The 20,912-nt window shown below is 41.8% G+C and carries 20 protein-coding genes; 19 read left to right on the plus strand and 1 reads right to left on the minus strand.

The window, feature by feature from the left end; all coding sequences use genetic code 11:
* Nucleotides 1–15: 15 nt before the first annotated feature.
* Nucleotides 16–1,881, minus strand: a complete 1,866-nt coding sequence (locus Len3610_RS04790; protein WP_176446947.1) for a DUF2207 domain-containing protein — start codon at nucleotides 1,879–1,881, stop codon at nucleotides 16–18.
* Between the two features lie 189 nt (nucleotides 1,882–2,070).
* Between Len3610_RS04790 and Len3610_RS04795 the strand changes: the two genes are divergently transcribed.
* The 19 genes from Len3610_RS04795 to Len3610_RS04885 all read left to right on the plus strand — a co-directional run bounded on the left by Len3610_RS04795 (nucleotide 2,071) and on the right by Len3610_RS04885 (nucleotide 20,900).
* Complete coding sequence (locus Len3610_RS04795; RefSeq protein ID WP_176449551.1) at nucleotides 2,071–2,838, plus strand: ribonuclease HII; 768 nt, start codon at nucleotides 2,071–2,073, stop codon at nucleotides 2,836–2,838.
* A gap of 233 nt (nucleotides 2,839–3,071) precedes the next feature.
* On the plus strand, nucleotides 3,072–3,344 hold the full coding sequence (locus Len3610_RS04800; RefSeq protein ID WP_176449552.1) for an EscU/YscU/HrcU family type III secretion system export apparatus switch protein: 273 nt from the start codon (nucleotides 3,072–3,074) through the stop codon (nucleotides 3,342–3,344).
* Nucleotides 3,345–3,602: 258 nt separating this feature from the next.
* Nucleotides 3,603–4,763, plus strand: a complete 1,161-nt coding sequence (sucC, locus tag Len3610_RS04805; protein WP_176446948.1) for an ADP-forming succinate--CoA ligase subunit beta — start codon at nucleotides 3,603–3,605, stop codon at nucleotides 4,761–4,763.
* A gap of 44 nt (nucleotides 4,764–4,807) precedes the next feature.
* Entirely contained in the window at nucleotides 4,808–5,710 is a 903-nt protein-coding gene (gene sucD, locus Len3610_RS04810) for a succinate--CoA ligase subunit alpha (RefSeq protein ID WP_176446949.1), read from the plus strand.
* A 141-nt stretch (nucleotides 5,711–5,851) separates the two neighbouring features.
* Nucleotides 5,852–6,745 carry a DNA-processing protein DprA gene (dprA, locus tag Len3610_RS04815; RefSeq protein WP_176446950.1) on the plus strand — a complete coding sequence of 298 codons (894 nt, stop codon included), beginning with the start codon at nucleotides 5,852–5,854 and terminating at the stop codon, nucleotides 6,743–6,745.
* Between the two features lie 104 nt (nucleotides 6,746–6,849).
* Entirely contained in the window at nucleotides 6,850–8,928 is a 2,079-nt protein-coding gene (topA, locus tag Len3610_RS04820) for a type I DNA topoisomerase (protein WP_176446951.1), read from the plus strand.
* A gap of 365 nt (nucleotides 8,929–9,293) precedes the next feature.
* Nucleotides 9,294–10,202: a tyrosine recombinase XerC gene (xerC, locus tag Len3610_RS04825; RefSeq protein WP_255259801.1), complete on the plus strand. Its 909-nt coding sequence runs from the start codon at nucleotides 9,294–9,296 to the stop codon at nucleotides 10,200–10,202.
* A 24-nt stretch (nucleotides 10,203–10,226) separates the two neighbouring features.
* Nucleotides 10,227–10,775: an ATP-dependent protease subunit HslV gene (hslV, locus tag Len3610_RS04830; protein WP_303700060.1), complete on the plus strand. Its 549-nt coding sequence runs from the start codon at nucleotides 10,227–10,229 to the stop codon at nucleotides 10,773–10,775.
* 14 nt (nucleotides 10,776–10,789) lie between these two features.
* Nucleotides 10,790–12,184, plus strand: a complete 1,395-nt coding sequence (gene hslU, locus Len3610_RS04835) for an ATP-dependent protease ATPase subunit HslU (RefSeq protein WP_176446954.1) — start codon at nucleotides 10,790–10,792, stop codon at nucleotides 12,182–12,184.
* 30 nt (nucleotides 12,185–12,214) lie between these two features.
* Nucleotides 12,215–12,994: a GTP-sensing pleiotropic transcriptional regulator CodY gene (codY, locus tag Len3610_RS04840; RefSeq protein ID WP_176446955.1), complete on the plus strand. Its 780-nt coding sequence runs from the start codon at nucleotides 12,215–12,217 to the stop codon at nucleotides 12,992–12,994.
* Nucleotides 12,995–13,719: 725 nt separating this feature from the next.
* Entirely contained in the window at nucleotides 13,720–14,118 is a 399-nt protein-coding gene (gene flgB / locus Len3610_RS04845) for a flagellar basal body rod protein FlgB (protein ID WP_176446956.1), read from the plus strand.
* 2 nt (nucleotides 14,119–14,120) lie between these two features.
* Nucleotides 14,121–14,579 carry a flagellar basal body rod protein FlgC gene (gene flgC, locus Len3610_RS04850; protein WP_176446957.1) on the plus strand — a complete coding sequence of 153 codons (459 nt, stop codon included), beginning with the start codon at nucleotides 14,121–14,123 and terminating at the stop codon, nucleotides 14,577–14,579.
* A gap of 69 nt (nucleotides 14,580–14,648) precedes the next feature.
* Nucleotides 14,649–14,957 carry a flagellar hook-basal body complex protein FliE gene (gene fliE, locus Len3610_RS04855; protein WP_176446958.1) on the plus strand — a complete coding sequence of 103 codons (309 nt, stop codon included), beginning with the start codon at nucleotides 14,649–14,651 and terminating at the stop codon, nucleotides 14,955–14,957.
* 202 nt (nucleotides 14,958–15,159) lie between these two features.
* The gene (gene fliF, locus Len3610_RS04860) at nucleotides 15,160–16,764 is read left to right on the plus strand and encodes a flagellar basal-body MS-ring/collar protein FliF (protein WP_176446959.1); all 1,605 of its coding nucleotides are present in this window, start codon (nucleotides 15,160–15,162) and stop codon (nucleotides 16,762–16,764) included.
* A gap of 14 nt (nucleotides 16,765–16,778) precedes the next feature.
* Nucleotides 16,779–17,789, plus strand: a complete 1,011-nt coding sequence (fliG, locus tag Len3610_RS04865) for a flagellar motor switch protein FliG (protein WP_176446960.1) — start codon at nucleotides 16,779–16,781, stop codon at nucleotides 17,787–17,789.
* Nucleotides 17,782–18,546: a flagellar assembly protein FliH gene (fliH, locus tag Len3610_RS04870; protein ID WP_176446961.1), complete on the plus strand. Its 765-nt coding sequence runs from the start codon at nucleotides 17,782–17,784 to the stop codon at nucleotides 18,544–18,546. Before fliG ends, fliH begins: the two co-directional genes overlap by 8 nt.
* Nucleotides 18,543–19,856 carry a flagellar protein export ATPase FliI gene (gene fliI, locus Len3610_RS04875; protein WP_176446962.1) on the plus strand — a complete coding sequence of 438 codons (1,314 nt, stop codon included), beginning with the start codon at nucleotides 18,543–18,545 and terminating at the stop codon, nucleotides 19,854–19,856. Before fliH ends, fliI begins: the two co-directional genes overlap by 4 nt.
* Nucleotides 19,856–20,305 (plus strand): flagellar export protein FliJ, encoded by a 450-nt coding sequence (fliJ, locus tag Len3610_RS04880; protein ID WP_176446963.1) that lies wholly within the window; start codon nucleotides 19,856–19,858, stop codon nucleotides 20,303–20,305. Before fliI ends, fliJ begins: the two co-directional genes overlap by 1 nt.
* 1 nt (nucleotide 20,306) lies before the next feature.
* Complete coding sequence (locus Len3610_RS04885; protein ID WP_176446964.1) at nucleotides 20,307–20,900, plus strand: MotE family protein; 594 nt, start codon at nucleotides 20,307–20,309, stop codon at nucleotides 20,898–20,900.
* Nucleotides 20,901–20,912: the final 12 nt, after the last annotated feature.

The raw sequence follows: 20,912 nt of genomic DNA on the forward strand, positions 1-20,912 counted from the left end.
AGAGACTTCGAATCATCAAAACGCACCAGCACCGCCGCCACCAGTTGAAGAAGTGGTTGTATTGGTACTGTTAACGTGTATGGCAGTTGTGTAAAGTGCAATATTGGAGGCGCTGAATGATGTTGTCGCAAATATTGGATTCTTTAGCAGCGGATAATATACTTCCGTTGCAGGAAGTTGTATTGAAGATTTACACTGTTCTCCATATTCTTCTCCTGCGCCAAGTATAATGGCATATTCCAGCCTCTCTTCAATGGCAGTCGGATCCTCCCCAACAGGATAATGACTGCCCTTAAATGTACGATAAGCCTGTTTTATGGCATATTTCAGCTGTCTGATATCCTTAGTCCAATAAAATTCCGGAATCACTAATAGCGCTGTAACCGACAGACCGTAAAAAATCAGCGTCATAATCACAGCTGGTTCAAATGAAAAACCGATCGCTGTCATCAATAGCATAACGAAATAATAGCCCAAGAGCACCCATTTATTCCGGTTAAATAGAAGGCCAACAGCAGTTATACCACCTGCAATAAGCGGTAATACCCATTGTTCTGTCCTGCTGATCGTATCAATGGTGGTAAAGTAGTAGAACAGGCCAAAAGATGCTATGAGCAGTGGAATCGAAAACAATGGGAACCCTTTGAACGATTTTTTTAAACCTTGATAGTTATTCCGATTCTCCACTTTTTCTGTCCACTTATCAAAATGATTTTTGAAATGATCTGCTTTTTCTTCTTTTGCTTCATCGGATTCATCATCTTGAGCAATGAGAGACTCCAGTAAAAAATAAGCACCTTTGTCGTCTTTTTCGGTGAACAGCCAGTCAAGCAAGTATACGTCAGCTTCATCGACACCAGCCTGATGGCAGATCCGGTTAAACCTGTAAGTTTCTTTGCCGTCAGTTATTGACGAAGGGACCTTTTCAAGTGTTACGATCCCTCGCTGTTTTAATGAAAATAAGCCGGCAATAAAGCTGTCATCCGGAAATCGTCCATCATTATTCAGATATTTAACGAACAATGGATCGGTTTTTTCAACCAGTCGTTGCAACGAATCGATATCGTTACTCCCGCGGTATCGATTGGGGTGAAAGATGAACATGAATAGTGAACCGATTGCTAGTAAGCCAAGCAGGATCAGCACAACCGGTGTTATCCGGGACATATTTAACGCAAGGCTCTCAGCACGCTCAGCAAGCTCCTGTTCTTCTGCCAGAATCGTATCTTCCATATTGTTATCACGGTTTGCTTCCATACCTGTCAATTGATCAGATGGAAAAACAAATCGAATCTGTGAGTTGCTTCCGGCTTCAAGCAGAGAGCTTTTATATTGCACACCATTTTCTGATGCCGACAGTTTCCCTGTGTTATCTTCATGTAAAAAGAAGTGCTGATTTTCTGCACCAGTCCCCTCAGGCGGGCGTAGCGTAATGGTAACATCATTTAAATCCGTTTCGTTTGAATCATCAAAAAAGGCGTATTTTAAATCGGCGACATCGCTATACTTTTTAACAGATCCCTCCACGTCATAGCTATACAGTACACTTTTCGTTTCATTTGTTGAATCTGAAAATATTTGGTACGTATCATCCTCTTCTTCCGCTTCCAGGGAATCAAGATTTTCCGTTGAAACTGAAGGATCCTTGCCATCTGTGAGATAAGCATTAAAGTTTTTCACATCTGATTCAATTGACCGGGTCATCCCTTCATACGAGCCGTTAAATGTATACGTAAATAATTCCCGGACATGCATGGAGCCGTCCTTCTGAATTTGTGCATCGATGGTCACTTCATCTATGGAAAAGGACCGGTCGTCTGTACAAGCAGTAGAAATAAATATGAGAGATAATAGTATGACTCCGGTAAATAATTTTTTCATAAACGTGTTCCTCCTGATTAGCTTCTAATAATAATACGATTCAATCAAGAAAAAGTTTCAAGTGATAGATTGACATTGAGTATTTGCTTTTAATTCCGCTTTTATCAATGTAAAATAATTTAGTGACCACAGTATTCAGGTTCACGATATTTTAGCCGATATAATTACTATAGAATGCAGGTGATGAATTTGGAGAAACAATCGATAACAGTACTGAAACAATTATTCGAAGCAGATAAATTGAATGAAACATATATAAATGAACTGAAATCGGATAAGCGAAAAGGCGTTCAACAGCTGATTGAACGATATGAGCGAAAAAAATTAAACGAAAAAGCATTGGAAGAAAATTTTATCCGCATGTGCCGCCATGAACAACGAAATTATAGTGACGATTGCCATTACATAGCTGGTGTCGATGAAGCAGGGCGTGGTCCGTTAGCAGGTCCGGTTGTTGCCGCTGCCGTTATCCTGCCTCGGGATTTTAAACTGCTGGGATTAAATGATTCCAAACAGTTAAACGAAGCAACCCGGGATGAATATTTTTCTATTATAAAAAATGAAGCTGTGAGCTGCGGTATTTCCATTATCGATAATCTTAAAATTGATCAGGTCAATATCTATGAAGCTACGAAACTGGCCATGTATGATGCGGTTAATCAGCTTGACCCGTCTCCTGACCATGTATTGATTGATGCTGTGTCACTCGACCAATTGCCTTGTACGTCTGAAGCCATTACGAAAGGCGATCAGGAGAGCATCTCGATTGCAGCAGCGAGCATATTAGCAAAGGTTACCCGAGACAATTTAATGAAATCGTTACATAAGGAATATCCGGCATATGGATTCGCATCCAATATGGGATATGGTACAAAACAGCATTTGGATATACTTAAGGAGCAAGGAATTACACCGTATCACCGGAAATCATTTGCACCGGTACTTCTTGCTGAATAGGGGGAGATATTTTCATGAACGTGCAGCATCCTTCAGGAAACCGAATAACGTCATCACCCGCTATTTCCAATTCGGAACAGGCATTAAGACCCGGGCAAATTATTCAGGGAAAAATCATGAAAATATACCCGAATCAAACTGCGCAAATACAGCTTGGCGCTCAAAGAATGGTGGCCCAGCTGGAGGCCTCTTTAAATGTCGGTGGGAGATACCATTTTCAGGTACAGCCTTATATGAACGAAAAACGGCACAAAGCTGCGGCAATGCGATATGACCAGAAACATGAACAGGCACCAAAGGTTACTGCAGCGGGTAAAGGGCTGACGGCTAAAGCTATCATTCAAAAAGCCAAAGAAAATAATGTTCCTGTACAGGAAGACGAATCACTGGTTGAGCTGCTTGCCGAACTGAATATCAATGAAACGATTCCTGAAGAGCTGTATCAGGCTGTGGCTGAAGTGTTTGCTTTCGTGTACAGAACAGATCAGCGTATGGGAGAAAATTAAACAATACCCCTGTTCACTTATACAATCGAAAAAAATCGCAAAAAGGGGGCGTCGATTTTTAAAAATTTCATGCCCCTTTTTACAGATTGGATACGATTATAGTAGTGAATAGGATATATTTTGCTATAAACCTTCGACAGGGTTTGGCATGCACGGTCAATTATCCGCATCTTTACGGGGATAAACCGCTATTTCTTGTGAAATCTATCGTTTTTTTATACAATAGTGATGCAGTGAAATTTGATGGGAGGAAAAAAGATGAACATTCATGAGTATCAAGGCAAAGATATTTTGCGCGAATCCGGCGTAAATGTCCCGAACGGGCATGTCGCATATACGATTGATGAAGCAGTTAACGCTGCCAAAAAGCTGAACAGCGATGTGACCGTTGTAAAGGCGCAGATTCATGCTGGTGGACGGGGTAAAGCCGGCGGTGTCAAAATTGCTAAAAATTTGGATGATGTGCGTACATATGCAGATGAAATTTTGGGTAAAAACCTGGTGACCCACCAAACCGGCCCTGAAGGTAAAGAAGTCAAACGTCTGTTAATTGAAGAGGGCAGCGATATTCAAAACGAATATTATGTAGGACTTGTAATGGACCGCGCAACTTCCCGTGTTGTCATGATGGCATCAGAAGAAGGCGGGACAGAAATTGAAGAAGTTGCTGCCGAAACACCGGAGAAAATTTTTAAAGAAGTGATTGATCCGGTAGTAGGACTGTCCGGCTATCAAGCTCGCAGGTTAGCATTTAACATCAATATTCCGGATGAGTTGATCGGCAAAGCAGCTAAATTCATGATTGGACTTTATAACGTATTTGTGGAAAAAGATTGTTCCATCGCTGAAATCAACCCGCTTGTTACAACGGGTGATGGACAAGTAATGGCGCTTGATTCCAAACTGAACTTTGATGATAATGCTATGTTCCGTCAAAAAGATGTTATGGAATTGCGTGATTTGGAAGAAGAAGACGAAAAAGAAATCGAAGCTTCCAAATATGATTTAAGCTATGTTGCACTTGATGGCAATATCGGCTGCATGGTTAATGGAGCAGGGCTTGCGATGTCAACAATGGACATCATTAAACATTATGGCGGCGAACCTGCAAACTTCCTGGATGTTGGCGGCGGTGCAACAGCTGAAAAAGTGACAGAAGCATTCAAAATCATTTTGTCCGATTCACATGTTAAAGGGATTTTCGTGAACATTTTCGGCGGTATCATGAAGTGCGACGTCATAGCTGAAGGTGTTGTGGAAGCGACTAAACAAGTGGGACTCGATATTCCGCTCGTTGTGCGCCTTGAAGGCACTAACGTTGAATTAGGTAAACAAATTCTTGATGAATCCGGATTAAACATTACATCTGCCGGATCCATGGCAGACGGTGCAGAAAAAATCGTTTCCGCAGTTAAGTAATTTTTTTGATCGTGATTAGATAATTTAAGAAAGGACGGACGAAAATGAGTGTATACGTTAATAAAGATACAAAAGTAATTGTCCAGGGTATTACTGGTGGTACGGCCAAATTCCACACAAGACAAATGCTTGACTATGGTACCAAAATCGTCGGCGGTGTCACACCGAAAAAAGGCGGTACAGAAGTAGAAGGGGTGCCTGTATTCAACACAGTACAGGATGCTGTTGATGAAACAGGAGCTAATGCATCGGTCGTTTATGTACCGGCACCAGCTGCAGCAGATGCTATTCTGGAAGCAGTGGATGCAGAATTGGACCTGGTTATTTGTATAACAGAACATATTCCGGTTATGGATATGGTCAAAGTGAAACGGGCGATGGAAGGTAAAAAGACACGTCTCGTTGGTCCGAATTGCCCGGGCGTTATTACAGCTGATGAAAGCAAAATTGGTATTATGCCGGGCTATATTCATAAAAAAGGCCACATCGGCGTTGTATCCCGTTCAGGTACTCTGACATATGAAGCTGTGCATCAGCTGTCTGAAGCGGGTTATGGCCAGACAACCGCTGTAGGAATTGGCGGCGACCCTGTGAATGGAACAGATTTTATTGACGCCTTGTCAGCCTTCAATGAAGATCCGGAAACAGAAGCTGTCGTCATGATTGGTGAAATCGGCGGTACAGCTGAAGAGGAAGCATCTGAATGGGTCAAAGCGAATATGGATAAACCTGTCGTCGGTTTCATTGGCGGCGCAACTGCACCTCCGGGAAAACGGATGGGGCATGCCGGTGCGATTATTTCCGGTGGTAAAGGGACTGCCGAAGAGAAAATCCGTGTCATGAACGAATCCGGCATTCAAACAGCAGACACACCTGCTGATATTGGTGAAACCATGATTAACGTACTAAAAGAAAATGGTCTGCAGGAAAAATGCAAAACACACTAATTAAGAGCGGTTCTGTCGATTGTTGCTTTAAATGACAACAATCGATATGGCAAAGTTGAATATAATAGGGAACCCGGGACCCGGAATAATGGGTATTTGGGTTCCCATTATCAATATGAAATATAATAAGGTCGTGATTTATTGGAAGTATTTCGTAAACGCTTAATCCATATTCACCGTTGTCGTGGTGTTACCCGCAGGACCATCCGAAAGTTTATCCGCTATGATCCCACATTAAAAAGTATTTACAGCCTCAATGCCTCTGAAATCAGTCAATTTTTTTCTCTGCCTCTGAATAAAGCTTCTTTATTTCATTCAGATCTCCGAAATCCGGCATTAAAATCCAGGCTACGGCATGATTTAAAAACCGTAGATGTCATAACAGCAGTTGACGGTATCTATCCTTATGTGTTAAAAACTATTAAAGATGCGCCGCTGGTATTATATGCTATTGGTAACATAGATTTGCTGAAACAAAATCCAATTTTCAGTGTGATTGGTACAAGACGACCATCACGTGAAGCGATGTTAAAAATGGAAAAATACGTGCTGCCTTTAATTCAAAATAATTGGGTGATTGTCAGTGGTATGGCAACAGGAATTGACAGTTATGCACATCAGCTGACAATCAGCAATAATGGAAGTACAATAGCAGTGCTGGGCAGCGGCTTTAATCACATTTATCCAAGACAAAATACAAAGCTTTTCAGACGGATTGCCGAAAAAGGTTTATTACTATCCGAATACTCCCCGGACACCCCGCCGGAACGGTTTTACTTTCCTGAACGCAATCGGATCATCAGTGGTTTAAGTTTTGGCACATTCGTAATTGAAGCAACTGAAAAAAGCGGTACGTTGATTACAGTTGACCAGGCATTGGATCAGGGGAGAGAAGTGTATGCGCTCCCGGGATCCCCTTTGACACCGTACACAAAAGGATGTCATAAAATGATACAGGACGGTGCAAAACTTGTTCAGGAGCCGGAAGATATTCTGGAAGACTGGGTGAGAATCGAACCAAATTGGGTCATATGACTCAAATGAACTTCATAACATGTTTGACAAACACGGTGTAACTATTTAATATTTAGTGAAGATTTTCAATGCAATTTATGGATGCAAATCTGGGAGGAAACGATATGTCTGATTACCTGGTGATCGTGGAATCGCCGGCGAAAGCGAAAACGATCAAACGTTATTTGGGAAAAAATTATAAAGTAAAAGCTTCAATGGGTCATGTGCGTGATTTGCCCAAAAGTCAAACGGGTGTCGATCCGGATGACTCATTTAAACCAAAATATATTACAATCCGAGGCAAAGGTGATGTACTTAAGGAATTAAAGTCAGCTGCAAAAAAGGCTAAAAAAGTTTATCTTGCTGCTGACCCTGACAGGGAAGGCGAAGCAATTGCCTGGCATTTGGCATACGCTTTAAACGTTGATGAAGATTCTGAATGCCGGGTGGTTTTCAACGAGATTACAAAAGATGCGATTAAAGAATCGTTTAAAAACCCGCGTTCGATTGATTATGATTTGGTGGATGCCCAGCAAGCCAGACGTATCCTCGATCGTCTTGTTGGTTATAAGATAAGCCCGCTGCTATGGAAGAAAGTCAAAAGAGGTTTAAGTGCTGGAAGAGTTCAGTCGGTAGCAGTCAAGATGATCATTGATCGCGAAAAGGAAATTGAGAATTTCAAACCGGAAGAATACTGGTCCATTGATGCTCATTTCCAAAAAGACGATGATGTATTTGAAGGATCTTTTTACGGTATTGATGGTAAAAAGCAAGAACTGAAGTCTGAGGAAGATGTTAAAGCGATTACGGACCGATTGGATGGCAAGCAATTTTCAATTGATAAGGTGAACAAACGCGAGCGCAGACGCAATCCTGCCAAACCGTTCACGACGTCATCACTGCAGCAGGAAGCAGCACGGAAACTTAATTTTCGAGCCAAAAAAACCATGATGGTAGCTCAGCAGTTATATGAAGGGATTGATTTGGGCAAAAAAGCAGGTGGAATCACCGGTTTAATCACTTATATGCGTACGGACTCAACAAGGATTTCAGAGACGGCCAAACAAGAAGCTAAAAGCTATATTGAGGATAACTATGGCAAAAACTATTTGGGCTATCCCGGAAAAGCCAAGCAGCAGGAGGGTGCCCAGGATGCCCATGAAGCAGTAAGACCGACATCTGCTATGCGTGACCCGAAATCATTGAAAGAAGTATTGCCACGCGATCAACTTCGTCTTTATAAGCTTATCTGGGAACGTTTTCTGGCAAGTCAAATGGCGCCGGCCGTCATGGATACGATGACTGTCCATTTACTTAATAATGGAGCCGAATTCCGTGCAACTGGTTCAAAAGTTAAATTTAAAGGCTTTATGAAAGTATATGTCGAAGGTACCGATGATAAGAAAAAGGATGATAATAAGTATTTACCTGACTTGTCTGAAGGTATGGTTGTGGAAGCTAAAGATATCAAACCAAATCAGCACTTCACGCAGCCACCCCCCAGGTATACTGAAGCAAGGCTGGTCCGCACCATGGAAGAACGGGGGATTGGACGGCCTTCAACGTATGCGCCTACGCTTGATACGATTCAGCGCAGAGGATACGTTCAATTGGACAGTAAGCGGTTTGTCCCGACTGAGTTGGGTACCATTGTTACTGATATATTGAAGGAATTTTTCCCCAGAATAGTTGATCTTGAATTTACAGTAAAAATGGAAGAGGATCTTGATGCCGTTGAGGAAGGGAAAACTGAATGGATCAAGGTACTGGATGAATTTTATGGCGGATTTCGAAAACGCCTGGAGCGAGCGGAAGAAGAAATGGAAAAGGTTGAAATCCGCGACGAACCTGCTGGTATAACATGTGAAAATTGTGGACATGAAATGGTTTATAAAATGGGAAGATACGGTAAATTCCTGGCTTGTTCCAATTTTCCGGAATGCCGAAATACAAAACCGATTTTAAAGAAAATCGGCGTCACATGCCCGAAATGTAAAGAGGGCAATGTTGTCGAACGAAAATCAAAGAAAAACCGAAAATTTTTCGGGTGTGACCGTTATCCGGAATGTGATTTTGTTTCATGGGATAAGCCGGTTTCAAGACCCTGTCCGAAATGTGAATCATTACTCGTCGAAAAGAAAACGAAAAAAGAAACGCGAGTTCAATGTACGAACTGCGATTATAAAGAAAGTGCCGAAAACTGACTGCCTGTAATCAACAGGCAGTTTTCTTTGTGGCTTTTTGGGGTAATTGATTAACATTGAGGGATTTTCACGATTAAATAGGAATACTTTTCACATTTTGTACACAGAAGAGGAAGTTTTTTGATAATTCAATTCCTATTTGTTGACTATTTAAAGTGAAACAGATATAATTGCGCATTGGTAAGGTAATTTACTTGACAGGCCTAGTGACTGAGTCCTGAATTATAAATTGGATAAGTTAAATTTACTAATCTTATCAGAATGGATTGAGGCCATTTCAGAATTTTGTTATAATTTCGTTAAGTTTATTGCCTTGAAGTAATTTCTATGGTATGCTTTATTCGCTGCGTGAGCGGGGTGTGAAATTGGATAATTTTACTGAACAAAGCAATGCATTTAAGGTGTATTTGCAAATTGAAAAGAATGCTTCACCATTTACCGTTCAATACTATATGGATGATTTGAAAAACTTTTTCACTTTTTTGCAACAGGAAAATATCAGTAATTTTCAGGATGTCACTTATCGGACCATTCGTTTATATCTGACAAGATTATATGAAAGAAAACTCGGAAGAAGATCTGTATCCCGTAAAATATCCAGCTTAAAAAGTTTTTATCGTTTTCTGGAACGTAATCGTCAGGTGACAGATAACCCGTTCATCCATATCAGCCTTCCAAAAGCTGCAAAGCCTATACCGGGATTTCTGTATACGGAAGAATTGGAAAAACTGTTTGAGATAAATGATCTGACTGATCCAATAGGTCAGCGAAATCAGGCTTTAATTGAAACACTTTACGCAACTGGTATACGTGTCAGTGAGTGTCAGCGCATGAATATTGAAGATATTGATTTTAGCATTGGCACCATGTTCATTACCGGGAAAGGCAACAAGGAAAGATATATTCCATTTGGCCGTTTTGCTGAGGTCGCTCTGGAAACGTACATAAACAATGGAAGAGAAAAACTGCAGAGTAAATCAACTTCTTCTACCAACGCTGTCTTTTTGAATGCCAGGGGTGGTCCGTTAACCGCCAGAGGAATTCGCTTAATATTGAATAAAATGGTTGAGAAGGCAGCTTTGACCGTTCATGTACATCCACATAAGCTGCGCCATACATTTGCAACCCATATGTTGAATGAAGGTGCTGATCTCCGTACAGTTCAGGAGTTACTGGGGCATGATAATTTATCATCAACTCAAATATATACACATGTAACGAAAGATCGTTTGCGAAATGTGTATATGAACAGTCATCCACGCGCTAAAGAGTAATCTTCTCAGAGAGAGGTGATGGAAGTGGCAGCTGAGATACATGCAACAACAATATTTGCAGTCCGTCATGGCGGGCAATGTGCCATGAGCGGTGACGGGCAGGTAACGATGGGCAATGCTGTTGTAATGAAGCATAAGGCCAAAAAAGTCCGCACACTGTATAACGGCCAGGTGCTTGCGGGATTTGCCGGATCTGTAGCAGACGCATTCACATTATTTGAAAAGTTTGAAGGAAAACTGGAGGCTTTTGATGGCAATCTGACAAGGGCTGCAGTGGAATTAGCTAAAGAATGGCGGAGTGATAAAGTTCTTCGCAAACTGGAAGCGATGCTTATCGTTATGAATAAAGAAAAAATGTTTCTTGTGTCAGGAACCGGTGAGGTCATTGAGCCTGATGATGGTATTCTTGCAATTGGTTCTGGCGGGAACTATGCATTGAGTGCCGGCAGGGCATTAGTCAGACACACAAACAGGCTGACAGCTGAAGAAATTGCAAGGACAGCTCTGGAAATAGCTAGCGAGGTCTGTATCTACACGAATGACCATATTTCAGTGGAAGTCCTTGGTGAATAAGGAGGCTTTAGTGAATGGGAATTGACTATACTCCAAAACAAATAGTGGAGCAACTGGATCAATATATAGTAGGGCAGTCAGATGCTAAAAAATCGGTTGCCGTCGCATTAAGAAACAGATATCGCCGGCTGAAGCTTGAAGATAAAATCAAAGACGAAATTGTCCCTAAAAATATTCTGATGATCGGCGCGACTGGAATAGGTAAAACTGAAATTGCACGACGATTGGCAAGCATGGTCAGTGCTCCGTTTGTAAAAGTGGAGGCAACCAAATTTACCGAAGTTGGCTATGTCGGCCGTGATGTCGAATCAATGGTCCGGGATTTGGTTGAAATGTCTTTGCGGATGGTCAAAGATGAAAAAATGAATGAAGTAAAAGACCGGGCGGAAAAGGAAGCAAATAAAAAATTGGTCGAACTGCTCGTGCCGCAAGCCAAAAAACAAAACAATATGAAAAATCCATTTGAAATGTTATTTTCCGGCCAGGAAGAAGATGATGATAACAATGATACAACTGAAAAAGACGAGGAAATCAGGAATAAGCGCAAACGGGTTGAACATCAGCTGGCATTAGGCGAATTAGAGGATAGAACAGTAACAGTGGAGATTGAGGAGCCTCAGCCATCAATGTTTGATATGCTGCAAGGATCGGGCATGGAACAAATGGGGATGAACATGCAGGACGCACTCGGGCAGTTTATGCCGAAGAAGTCGAAAAAGCGCAAGCTCCCGGTTTCCGAAGCAAGGAAAGTATTAACAACACAGGAAGCCGGGAAACTTGTGGACATGGAAGAAGCAGCACAGGAGGCCATTAACCGGGCTGAGCAATCGGGAATATTATTCATCGATGAAATTGATAAAGTTTCCGGGAAACAGGAGAATTCCGCGAATGTGTCACGGGAAGGTGTGCAGCGGGATATTTTACCGATTGTGGAAGGATCAACGGTTGTTACCAAGCATGGCCCCGTGAAAACAGACCATATGCTATTTATTGCAGCAGGTGCATTTCATACGGCGAAACCATCCGACCTGATACCGGAACTCCAGGGAAGATTTCCGATACGCGTGGAATTGGAGAAATTAACTGTTGAGGATTTCAAGCGGATATTGATGGAGCCATCCAATGCCTTATTGAAACAATATTCCGCATTATTAAAAACAGAAGGTATAAATGTTGTGTTTACAGACCAAGCTGTAAATAGATTGGCAGAAATTGCCTTCCAGGTTAATCAGGAAACGGACAATATCGGTGCAAGAAGGCTTCATACGATATTGGAAAAACTTTTGGAAGATTTATCGTTTGAAGCTCCTGAGATTAACATGGAGACAATTGAAATTACAGATGACTATGTTGATCAGAAATTAAGTAATATTGTCAAAAATAAAGATTTAAGTCAATTTATTCTTTAAGTGAATTGAACGAAATGGAGGATATTTAACATGGAACTTTTAGAACGTGCAAGAAAGATTAATGCGATGCTGCAAAAAACGACAGGGAAATCAGTGAATTTTAACGACATGTCAGCGACACTCAGGGATGTTATCAAAGGTAATGTGTTTATTGTCAGCAGACGAGGAAAATTATTGGGTTATGCGATTAACCAGGAAATTGAAAATGAGCGCATGAAATCGATGCTGGAAGAAAGACAGTTTCCTGAAGAATATACACATGGATTGTTTAATATTTTTGAGACAACAGCGAACCTGGATATCGACAGTCCATTTACGGCATTCCCGGTGGAGAACCGTGAATTATTCAAAAACGGTTTGACAACAATAGTCCCGATCATTGGCGGCGGTGATCGATTGGGGACATTGGTACTGAGCAGATTATCAGAAAGTTTCAATGAAGACGATTTGCTGCTGGGCGAATACGGGGCAACGGTTGTAGGTATGGAAATTCTGCATGAAAAAACGGAAGAAATTGAAGTGGAAGCCAGAAGTAAGGCTGTTGTGCAAATGGCCATCAGTTCGCTTTCCTACAGTGAACTGGAAGCAATCGACCATATCTTTGAAGAGTTGAATGGTCACGAAGGATTGCTTGTTGCCAGCAAAATTGCTGACAGAGTTGGAATTACAAGATCAGTCATCGTTAATGCACTCAGGAAACTCGAAAGTGCCGGTGTCATTGAATCCCGTTCACTCGGTATGAAAGGAACGTATATTAAAGTATTAAACGATAAGTTCCTCGTTGAACTGGAAAAATTGCGTTCCAGATAAAATAGTCAATTCATATAAAAAACGGTTATCCAAACGATAGCCGTTTTTTTAATGCTGTTTTCTCAATATTGCTGTATTTGACCAAAAATCCATAAACTGCGACGTAGAGTGCTTAGTTGATTTCCGTTCCGGCCAGTCGCGCACCTTAGGGCACGGCTTCAGCCTCCGTTGCGGAAAACCGCCGCTGCTCAGGTCCAGACACGTGCTTTTCCCGCAGGAGTCGACTGGCCTCCACTCCAATCAACACTCACAAGAGAGGTTTAATTAAACAAGACAAAATGAGATTAACTTCAAACAGCGGAGGAAATACGCGGAGACTCCTGCGGGAACAGTGACCAACGTGAGACCCCACAGGGCGAATGCCCGAGGAGGCTCACGGGGCACCCGCGGAAAGCGGAGTGTATTTCCGGAGCGGTGTCATTACACTCTTCAGTGTCGCAGTTTATATCAACTGCGAGGTAAAAGACCATATGAAAATAGTAATGAAAAAAATTTTTAAGTCAATTTATCGTTGTAAAATTGATAAACAGACACAAATTTTGTCATTTTAAGGAATGAAAATGATTTAAAAGTCATAGGTACATATAACCAAATATTTCTTTCGTTGTGAAAAGTGTCGAAATATGATGGACTTTATAGTCTATTTAAATTACAATGTTATTCGTATGGAAAAAGTTGTTTACGTCCGTTGTTTTTAATTTGTAAAAACGATAGGAGGAAATGTCATGGAGTTTTTTTCAGGCTCCTTTCAGACGCTTGAAAATTCCTTGAAGTATGCGTCCGCTAAGAATCGCACTATTTCCAATAATATTGCCAATGTGGATACACCTGGATATAAGGCGAAGGATGTTGAATTTAAAAATGTTTTGAATGATGAATTAAACGCTTCTTTCGGGACAAAACGTACACACTCAAAACACCTTCCTTTTAATTCCCTGGATAGGGATCAAACAATACATACCGTTACACGCCAGGGAACGGCATATAACCATAGTGGAAATAACGTGGATATTGACAAAGAAATGGCAGAATTGGGGAAAAATCAAATTTACTATCAAGCGTTGGTTGATCGCATTAATGGCAAATTCTCAACCTTGAAAACGGTTATCGGAGGAGGGAATTAGAGTTGTCGATATTTCATGCGATAAACACAAGTGCAAGTTCGTTAACAGCCCAGCGCCTGCGTATGGACGTTGTGTCGTCAAACATTGCTAACGCGCAAACGACACGGGCTGTTTTGAACGAAGATGGCGAGTATGAACCTTACAGAAGGAAAATGGTAACGTTGGAACCATCCGGAAATAGCTTTCAGTCTTTTTTAAACCAAGCTGTCGATTCAGGTTCAGATGGTTCGGGTTCAGGCGTAAACGTATCACAGATTACCGAGGATGAGTCCCCATTTAAAGTTGTTTATAATCCGGGTCATCCAGATGCAAACGACGCCGGCTATGTAGAGATGCCCAATGTCGATCCGTTAAAAGAAATGGTTGATATGATGGGTGCAACAAGATCCTATGAGGCGAATATAACATCATTGAACGCAAGCAAAAATATGTTATTGAAAGCACTTGAAATAGGAAAATAGTCATGTGAGAGATCTAGTCTTAACTGTCAGACATAACGGTGTGTGACTAAAGACATAAGGAGAGGTACGATGAATACTTTTGTGAATGGGATTAACAACGATCCGGCCATGCCAAATTCTGAAATAGCAAAACAGACCGTTACGCCGAATGAAGCGCATCAAAATTTTGCCAACACACTCAAAACGGCGATTGAGAATGTTAATAATGCTCAGGCTGAGTCAGACAAAAAGACAGAAGCACTAGCGAAAGGGCAGATCGATGATTTGCATGATGTCATGATCACAGCTCAAAAAGCAAGTGTTACGTTGGAGACCTCCGTAGAAGTTCAACGTCAAGTGATTGATGCTTATAACAAAATAATGCGAATGCAGATATAATGAGAGACTTAGCAGGGTGGGTGATACCTGATACAGCAACTAAAAACAATTTTCTTCAGGTACTAAGAGTTACTTTTAAGCCCAGGTTTTAGAGAGCGTTTTATTTAAATCAGAAATTTTTGTTGACCTTTGAAGAAAAGGTTCGGCACCCGCATTGGTGAGGAGAATGCCGAATTTTTCCAGGGATTTGGCGGGGGAATATATGAAGAACAGGATAATTGAATTCAAGGATACAGCTAAATCTTTTTGGACTGAGCGATCCAGGAGTCAAAAAGGTATTTTCATAGGTTCTGCTGCAATCGTTTTTGCTTTGATTTTGACAATTATATTATTTTCCACTGGTTCAAAACTTGTACCGCTGTATAATGATTTATCAGTGCAGGAAGTCAGTCAAATCAAGGAGGAGTTGGATTCCCGGGGTGTGCCATATGAAGTGGAAAACGGCGGGACAACGATTAAAGTCCCGGAATCTGATGTTGATTCCCTGCTGGTTGACCTTGCCGGCCAGGGGATTCCGAACAGCGGTAACATTGATTATTCCTTTTTCAGTGAGAATGCGTCATGGGGTATAACCGATAATGAATTCGACATGATCAAGCTTGATGCCATGCAAACAGAACTGGCCAATCTTGTAAAAGGTGTTGAAGGCATTAACGAAGCTGAAGTTATGATCAATATGCCTGAGGAGCCTGTTTTTGTCAGTGATGCCACGCAGGAAGCCAGTGCTTCCATTGTTATTAATACCCAGCCCGGGTTTGACTTCGAGGGGAATCAGATTAACGCCCTATATCACTTAGTGGCGAAAGCAGTGCCTGACTTGAACGAGGAAAATATTGCTATTATGAATCAGTACTTTGAATATTTTGACCAGGATTCTCCTAATGGCTCGAATCAGGAAAATACATATACATACCAGCAAAACGTCAAGAAGGATATTGAAAAAGATATACAGCAGCGTCTTCAGCAAATGCTGGGGGCAATGGTCGGAATGGAAAATGTTATCGTTTCGGTGACAGCTGATATTGATTTTACTGAGGAAAATCGTGTTGAGGAATTGGTTGAACCGGTGAACCTGGAGGACATGGAAGGTCTGCCGGTAAGCATTGAGAGCATTGAAGAAACATATGAAGGGAATCCGCCTGTCGGTGGTGAGGCCGGTACAGGTGATGAGGACATCGCAAATTATGAAGGTACCGAAGAAGGCGGAGACGGTGAATATGAATTATCGCAAGAAACCATCAATAACGAGTACAATCGTATTCGCAAAGAAATTGTTGAAAGCCCATATAAGATCCGTGATCTAGGGATCCAGGTTGCGGTTGATGAATTAAAGGGTGAGCAGGATGGCGAAGTGCAATACTTGACGGCCCAGGAGCAGGAAACAGTGACTGCTGGTATCTCATCAATTATGAATTCGATAATCAGTACGTCCATTGATGGTGACTATGACGGAGAAATACAGCCGGAAGAAAATACATCGATTGTTTTTCAGGAGTTTAGTGAAAGTGTTGGATCACCACAAGCGTCAACACCAGTTATACCATTATGGATGTATATTGCCGGCGGTGTATTACTTGCTGTCATCATTTTGTTGATTATCCTCCTGCTGCGTAACCGTAAAGGTGAAGAAATAGAAGAAAGAGAAGTCGGGAATACAGTGTCGGTTGAATCGGAAAAAGAGGTGCCGGAAATTGGTTATTCAGGGGAATCAGAATCGGTAACACGCAAAAAACAACTGGAAAAAATGGCGAAAGAAAACCCGGAAGATTTCGCCAAGTTATTGCGTAGTTGGATTTCAAATGATTAAGGGAGAGATTGACGATGCCTAAACAAAAATCACTGACCGGAAAACAGAAGGCGGCCATTCTATTGATCTCTCTTGGCCCGGACGTATCTGCACAAGTTTATAAACATCTTTCAGAGGAAGAGATCGAGCAGCTTAGTTTGGAAATTTCCTCTGTGAAAAAAGTGGAATCCCATCTAAAGGAAGATGTATTGGATCAGTTCCACCAAATTGCTTTAGCACAGGAATATATATCCCAGGGTGGCATTGGCTACGCAAAAACGGTGCTGGAGAAAGCATTTGGAAACCAGGAAGCCAATAATATCATTGACCGCCTGACTGCTTCACTTCAGGTTAGACCTTTTGACTTTGCCCGGAAGGCAGATCCGCAGCAAGTGCTGAATTTTATCCAGACTGAGCACCCCCAAACGATTGCACTTGTGTTATCCTATCTCGATCCGGAACAGTCCGGACAGATTCTATCTGAACTTCCACAGGAAATGCAGGCGGAAATTGCCAAACGGATTGCGACAATGGATTCAACTTCACCGGAGATTATAAGTCAGGTCGAACAAGTTTTGGAACGCAAAATTTCATCTTCACTTACGGAGGATTACACACAAACCGGTGGAATTCAGTCAGTCGTCGAGGTGTTAAATGGTGTTGACAGGAGCACCGAGAAAACAATACTGGACACACTTGACATTCAAGAGCCCGAATTGGCAGAGGAAATCAAGAAACGGATGTTTGTCTTTGAAGATATTGTTGTTCTTGATAACCGGGCTATCCAACGGGTGATTCGGGAAGTGGATAACGAAGATTTGCGTCTTTCCCTCAAAGTTGCCAGTGATGAAGTGAAAGAAATTGTGTTTAAGAACATGTCACAGCGTATGGCAGAAACCTTTAAAGAAGAGATGGAATTTATGGGTCCTGTTCGGTTACGTGATGTAGAAGAGGCGCAAACAAGAATTGTCAGTGCTATCCGGCATCTTGAAGAAACCGGAGAAATAGTCATCGCACGTGGCGGGGGTGACGATATCATTGTCTAATAGCCATTCCTGCCAACCGGGAACAGCAAAGAAGAAACAGATAAATATCAGGCCAATCAACGTCAACAGACAAGTGGAATCTCAATCTGCTGAAGATAAAAACGTAACCAAACAGCAGGTACAGTCGGAAATTGATCAGGCGTATGAGGCATTACAGCGTATTAAAGATGAGCAGACAACCCTGCTGGAACAAACAAATGCGGAAATCGAAGCAGCCAAAGCGGATTGGGAAAAGGAAAAACAGAAATATATCGAAGAGGCGAAAGATGAAGGTTATACTGAAGGGTTTGAACAAGGCAAACAAAATGGACTTGAGCAATATAAACAATTAATTGCAGATGCCTATGAAGTGGTGAAGGCTGCAACAGAAGACTACCATTCTACTATAGAACAGAGTGAAGAAGCAATTTTAGATCTCGCAATCCACACGGCGGAAAAAATTATACATCAGCAGCTGGAAGAACATCCGGACAGATTCATGACCCTGGTCAAAGCAGCTATCAAAGAAGTGAACGATAAATCGGAACTTGCCGTTTATTTGCATCCGGCGAATTATCATTTTGTTATCAGGCAAAAGGATGAGCTTATACATTTTGATGACCGTAAGTTAAATGTTTCGTTTTATGCAAGTGATGCGTTAAATGAAGGGAGCTGCCTGATTGAGCATCCATCCGGACAGGTTGATGCCAGCATAGATTCACAGCTGCAGGAGGTACGGGAAGCGTTATACGAGGTTAGTATGGAGAATGATTCATGAATGTAAGCAAGTATCTTAAGAAAATTGAGCAGGCCGATTCATTTAAACGCTATGGAAAAGTTTCACGTGTTGTTGGCCTCATGATTGAATCACTTGGACCAAAAGCTAAAATCGGCGAAGTTTGTTTAATACATAGCAGTACACAAAATAAATCTGTTATGGCCGAGGTTGTTGGCTTCAGCAAAGAAAAGATTATTCTCATGCCCTATGCAGAAGTTAGTGAAATTGGCCCTGGATGCCTGGTGGCGTCAACAGGAAAAGCATTAACAGTCAAAATTGGCAGAAGTTTAATCGGAAAAGTGGTCAATTCAATTGGTGAAAGCTTGGATGATTCGAAGCTGCCGAAAGGATTGTCCAATTATCTAACCGAGCAGTCACCACCCAATCCACTAGCACGTCAGCCTATCTCAGAACCGATACAAGTAGGTGTGAAAGCAATTGATTCCCTTCTGACAGTCGGTAAAGGTCAGCGTATAGGTATTTTTGCCGGCAGTGGTGTCGGTAAGAGTACATTGCTCGGTATGATTGCACGCAACAGCAGTGCAGATGTCAATATCATTGCTCTGATTGGCGAGCGGGGCAGGGAAGTTCGCGAGTTTATCGATTATGAACTTGGAGAGGAAGGCTTGAGAAAATCGATTGTTGTTGTTGCCACCTCAGATCAGCCGGCCCTTATGCGGATTAAAGGGGCTTATACCGCAACAGCAATCAGTGAATATTTCCGGGATTTGGGGTTTCAGGTTAATTTAATGATGGACTCGGTGACCCGGGTTGCAATGGCTCAGCGGGAAGTTGGTCTGGCAACGGGTGAACCGCCAACAACAAAAGGTTATACACCATCAGTGTTTGCCGCGCTTCCCAAATTGCTTGAGCGAACAGGGACAAGCCAACATGGTACAATAACAGCTTTTTATACCGTATTGGTTGATGGTGATGATATGAATGAACCGATTGCTGATAGCGTCCGGGGCATATTGGACGGTCATTTCATCCTTGACCGCAAATTGGCTGAACAAGGCCAGTTTCCAGCTATTAACATTTTAAAATCCATCAGCAGGGTGATGAGCAAAATTGTGAGCCAGGACCATCTGGATGCAGCACAACAAATCAGAGCGTTAATGGCAACTTATGAAGAAAATAGTGAATTAATCCAGATTGGTGCCTATAAACGCGGAACAAACCAGGAAATAGATCGTGCCATTTCATACCATCCCAAAATAAACGCCTATTTGAAACAGGGAACATCCGATTATCATTCATTGGAAGATTCGATCGACGAGATGTATAAGTTGTTGAATGGAGGAGTTTAGTGGCGGGCACAGCAGCACTTTCAAAAGTCTTACATATCAGGGAAAATGAAAAAACACGTGCACAGAAAGCATATCAGAAGTCCATTGATGATTTTGAGGAAGTGGCAACACAGTTATATGAATTGCTTCGAAAAAAAGAAGCAGCGGAAAGCTTGTATGAAACGTATTTGCAGCAATCAAGTCCCATTGGCAAAATCAGGGAACAGGCGCTTTATATCGAGAATTTAAAAAAGCAGATAATAGCCCTGCAGCAGGAAGTACAGCATGCCAGAAGTGAAATGGAATCGAAACATGAAGATTTGTCCGAAGCATATGTCGAAGTGAAGAAGTTCGAAAAAGTAATCGAACATCGGGAAGAGGAAGCGGCCGCATTGATTAAGAAAGATGAAAAGGATTCGATGGACGAAATATCGATCCGACAGTATTTAAGCCGGAAAACGGGTGATTAATATGGCAGCGAAACCTAAAAACGAAAAAAAGAAAATGAATCCTCTTTTGTGGTTCCTGTTTGCGATTGTCATTCCCGGCGTGATAGCACTGACTCTTGCCATTATTATCCTGACAGTTGCCGGTGTTGATGTGGTCGGGTGGGCTAAAGAAAAAGGCAATGATGTCCCGGTGTTAGCCAGCGTCATTACAACTGATGAAGAAAAAGACAAACAACGGACAGAAGATCAAATGCAAGAAATGATCACAAGTAAAGATGAGGAAATTGCTGCATTAAATCAGCAAGTTACCGATTTGGAATCAGCGGTTGATGAAATGGAACGCGAAATCATCAGGCTGGAAAATGAAGAGGCCCCTGACGAAGAAAAAACAGAAAATGAGCAAACGCCTGAGAATGAATCATTAGCGGCCATTTCATCATCGTTCTCGGATATGGACAATGAACAGGCTGCACAAATTTTACAAAATATGGACCAGGATCTAGCGGTCTCGATTTTGGAAGATGTACCAAATGACGCACGCGGTGAGATCCTTGAAGAAATGGAACCTGATTATGCAGCCGCGTTAACACAAATGTTTGTTAACGAGACACAATAAGGCAGGTTATCA

Origin of the sequence: Lentibacillus sp. CBA3610, assembly GCF_013373365.1 — a bacterium.
Classification (GTDB): Bacteria; Bacillota; Bacilli; order Bacillales; family Amphibacillaceae; genus Lentibacillus.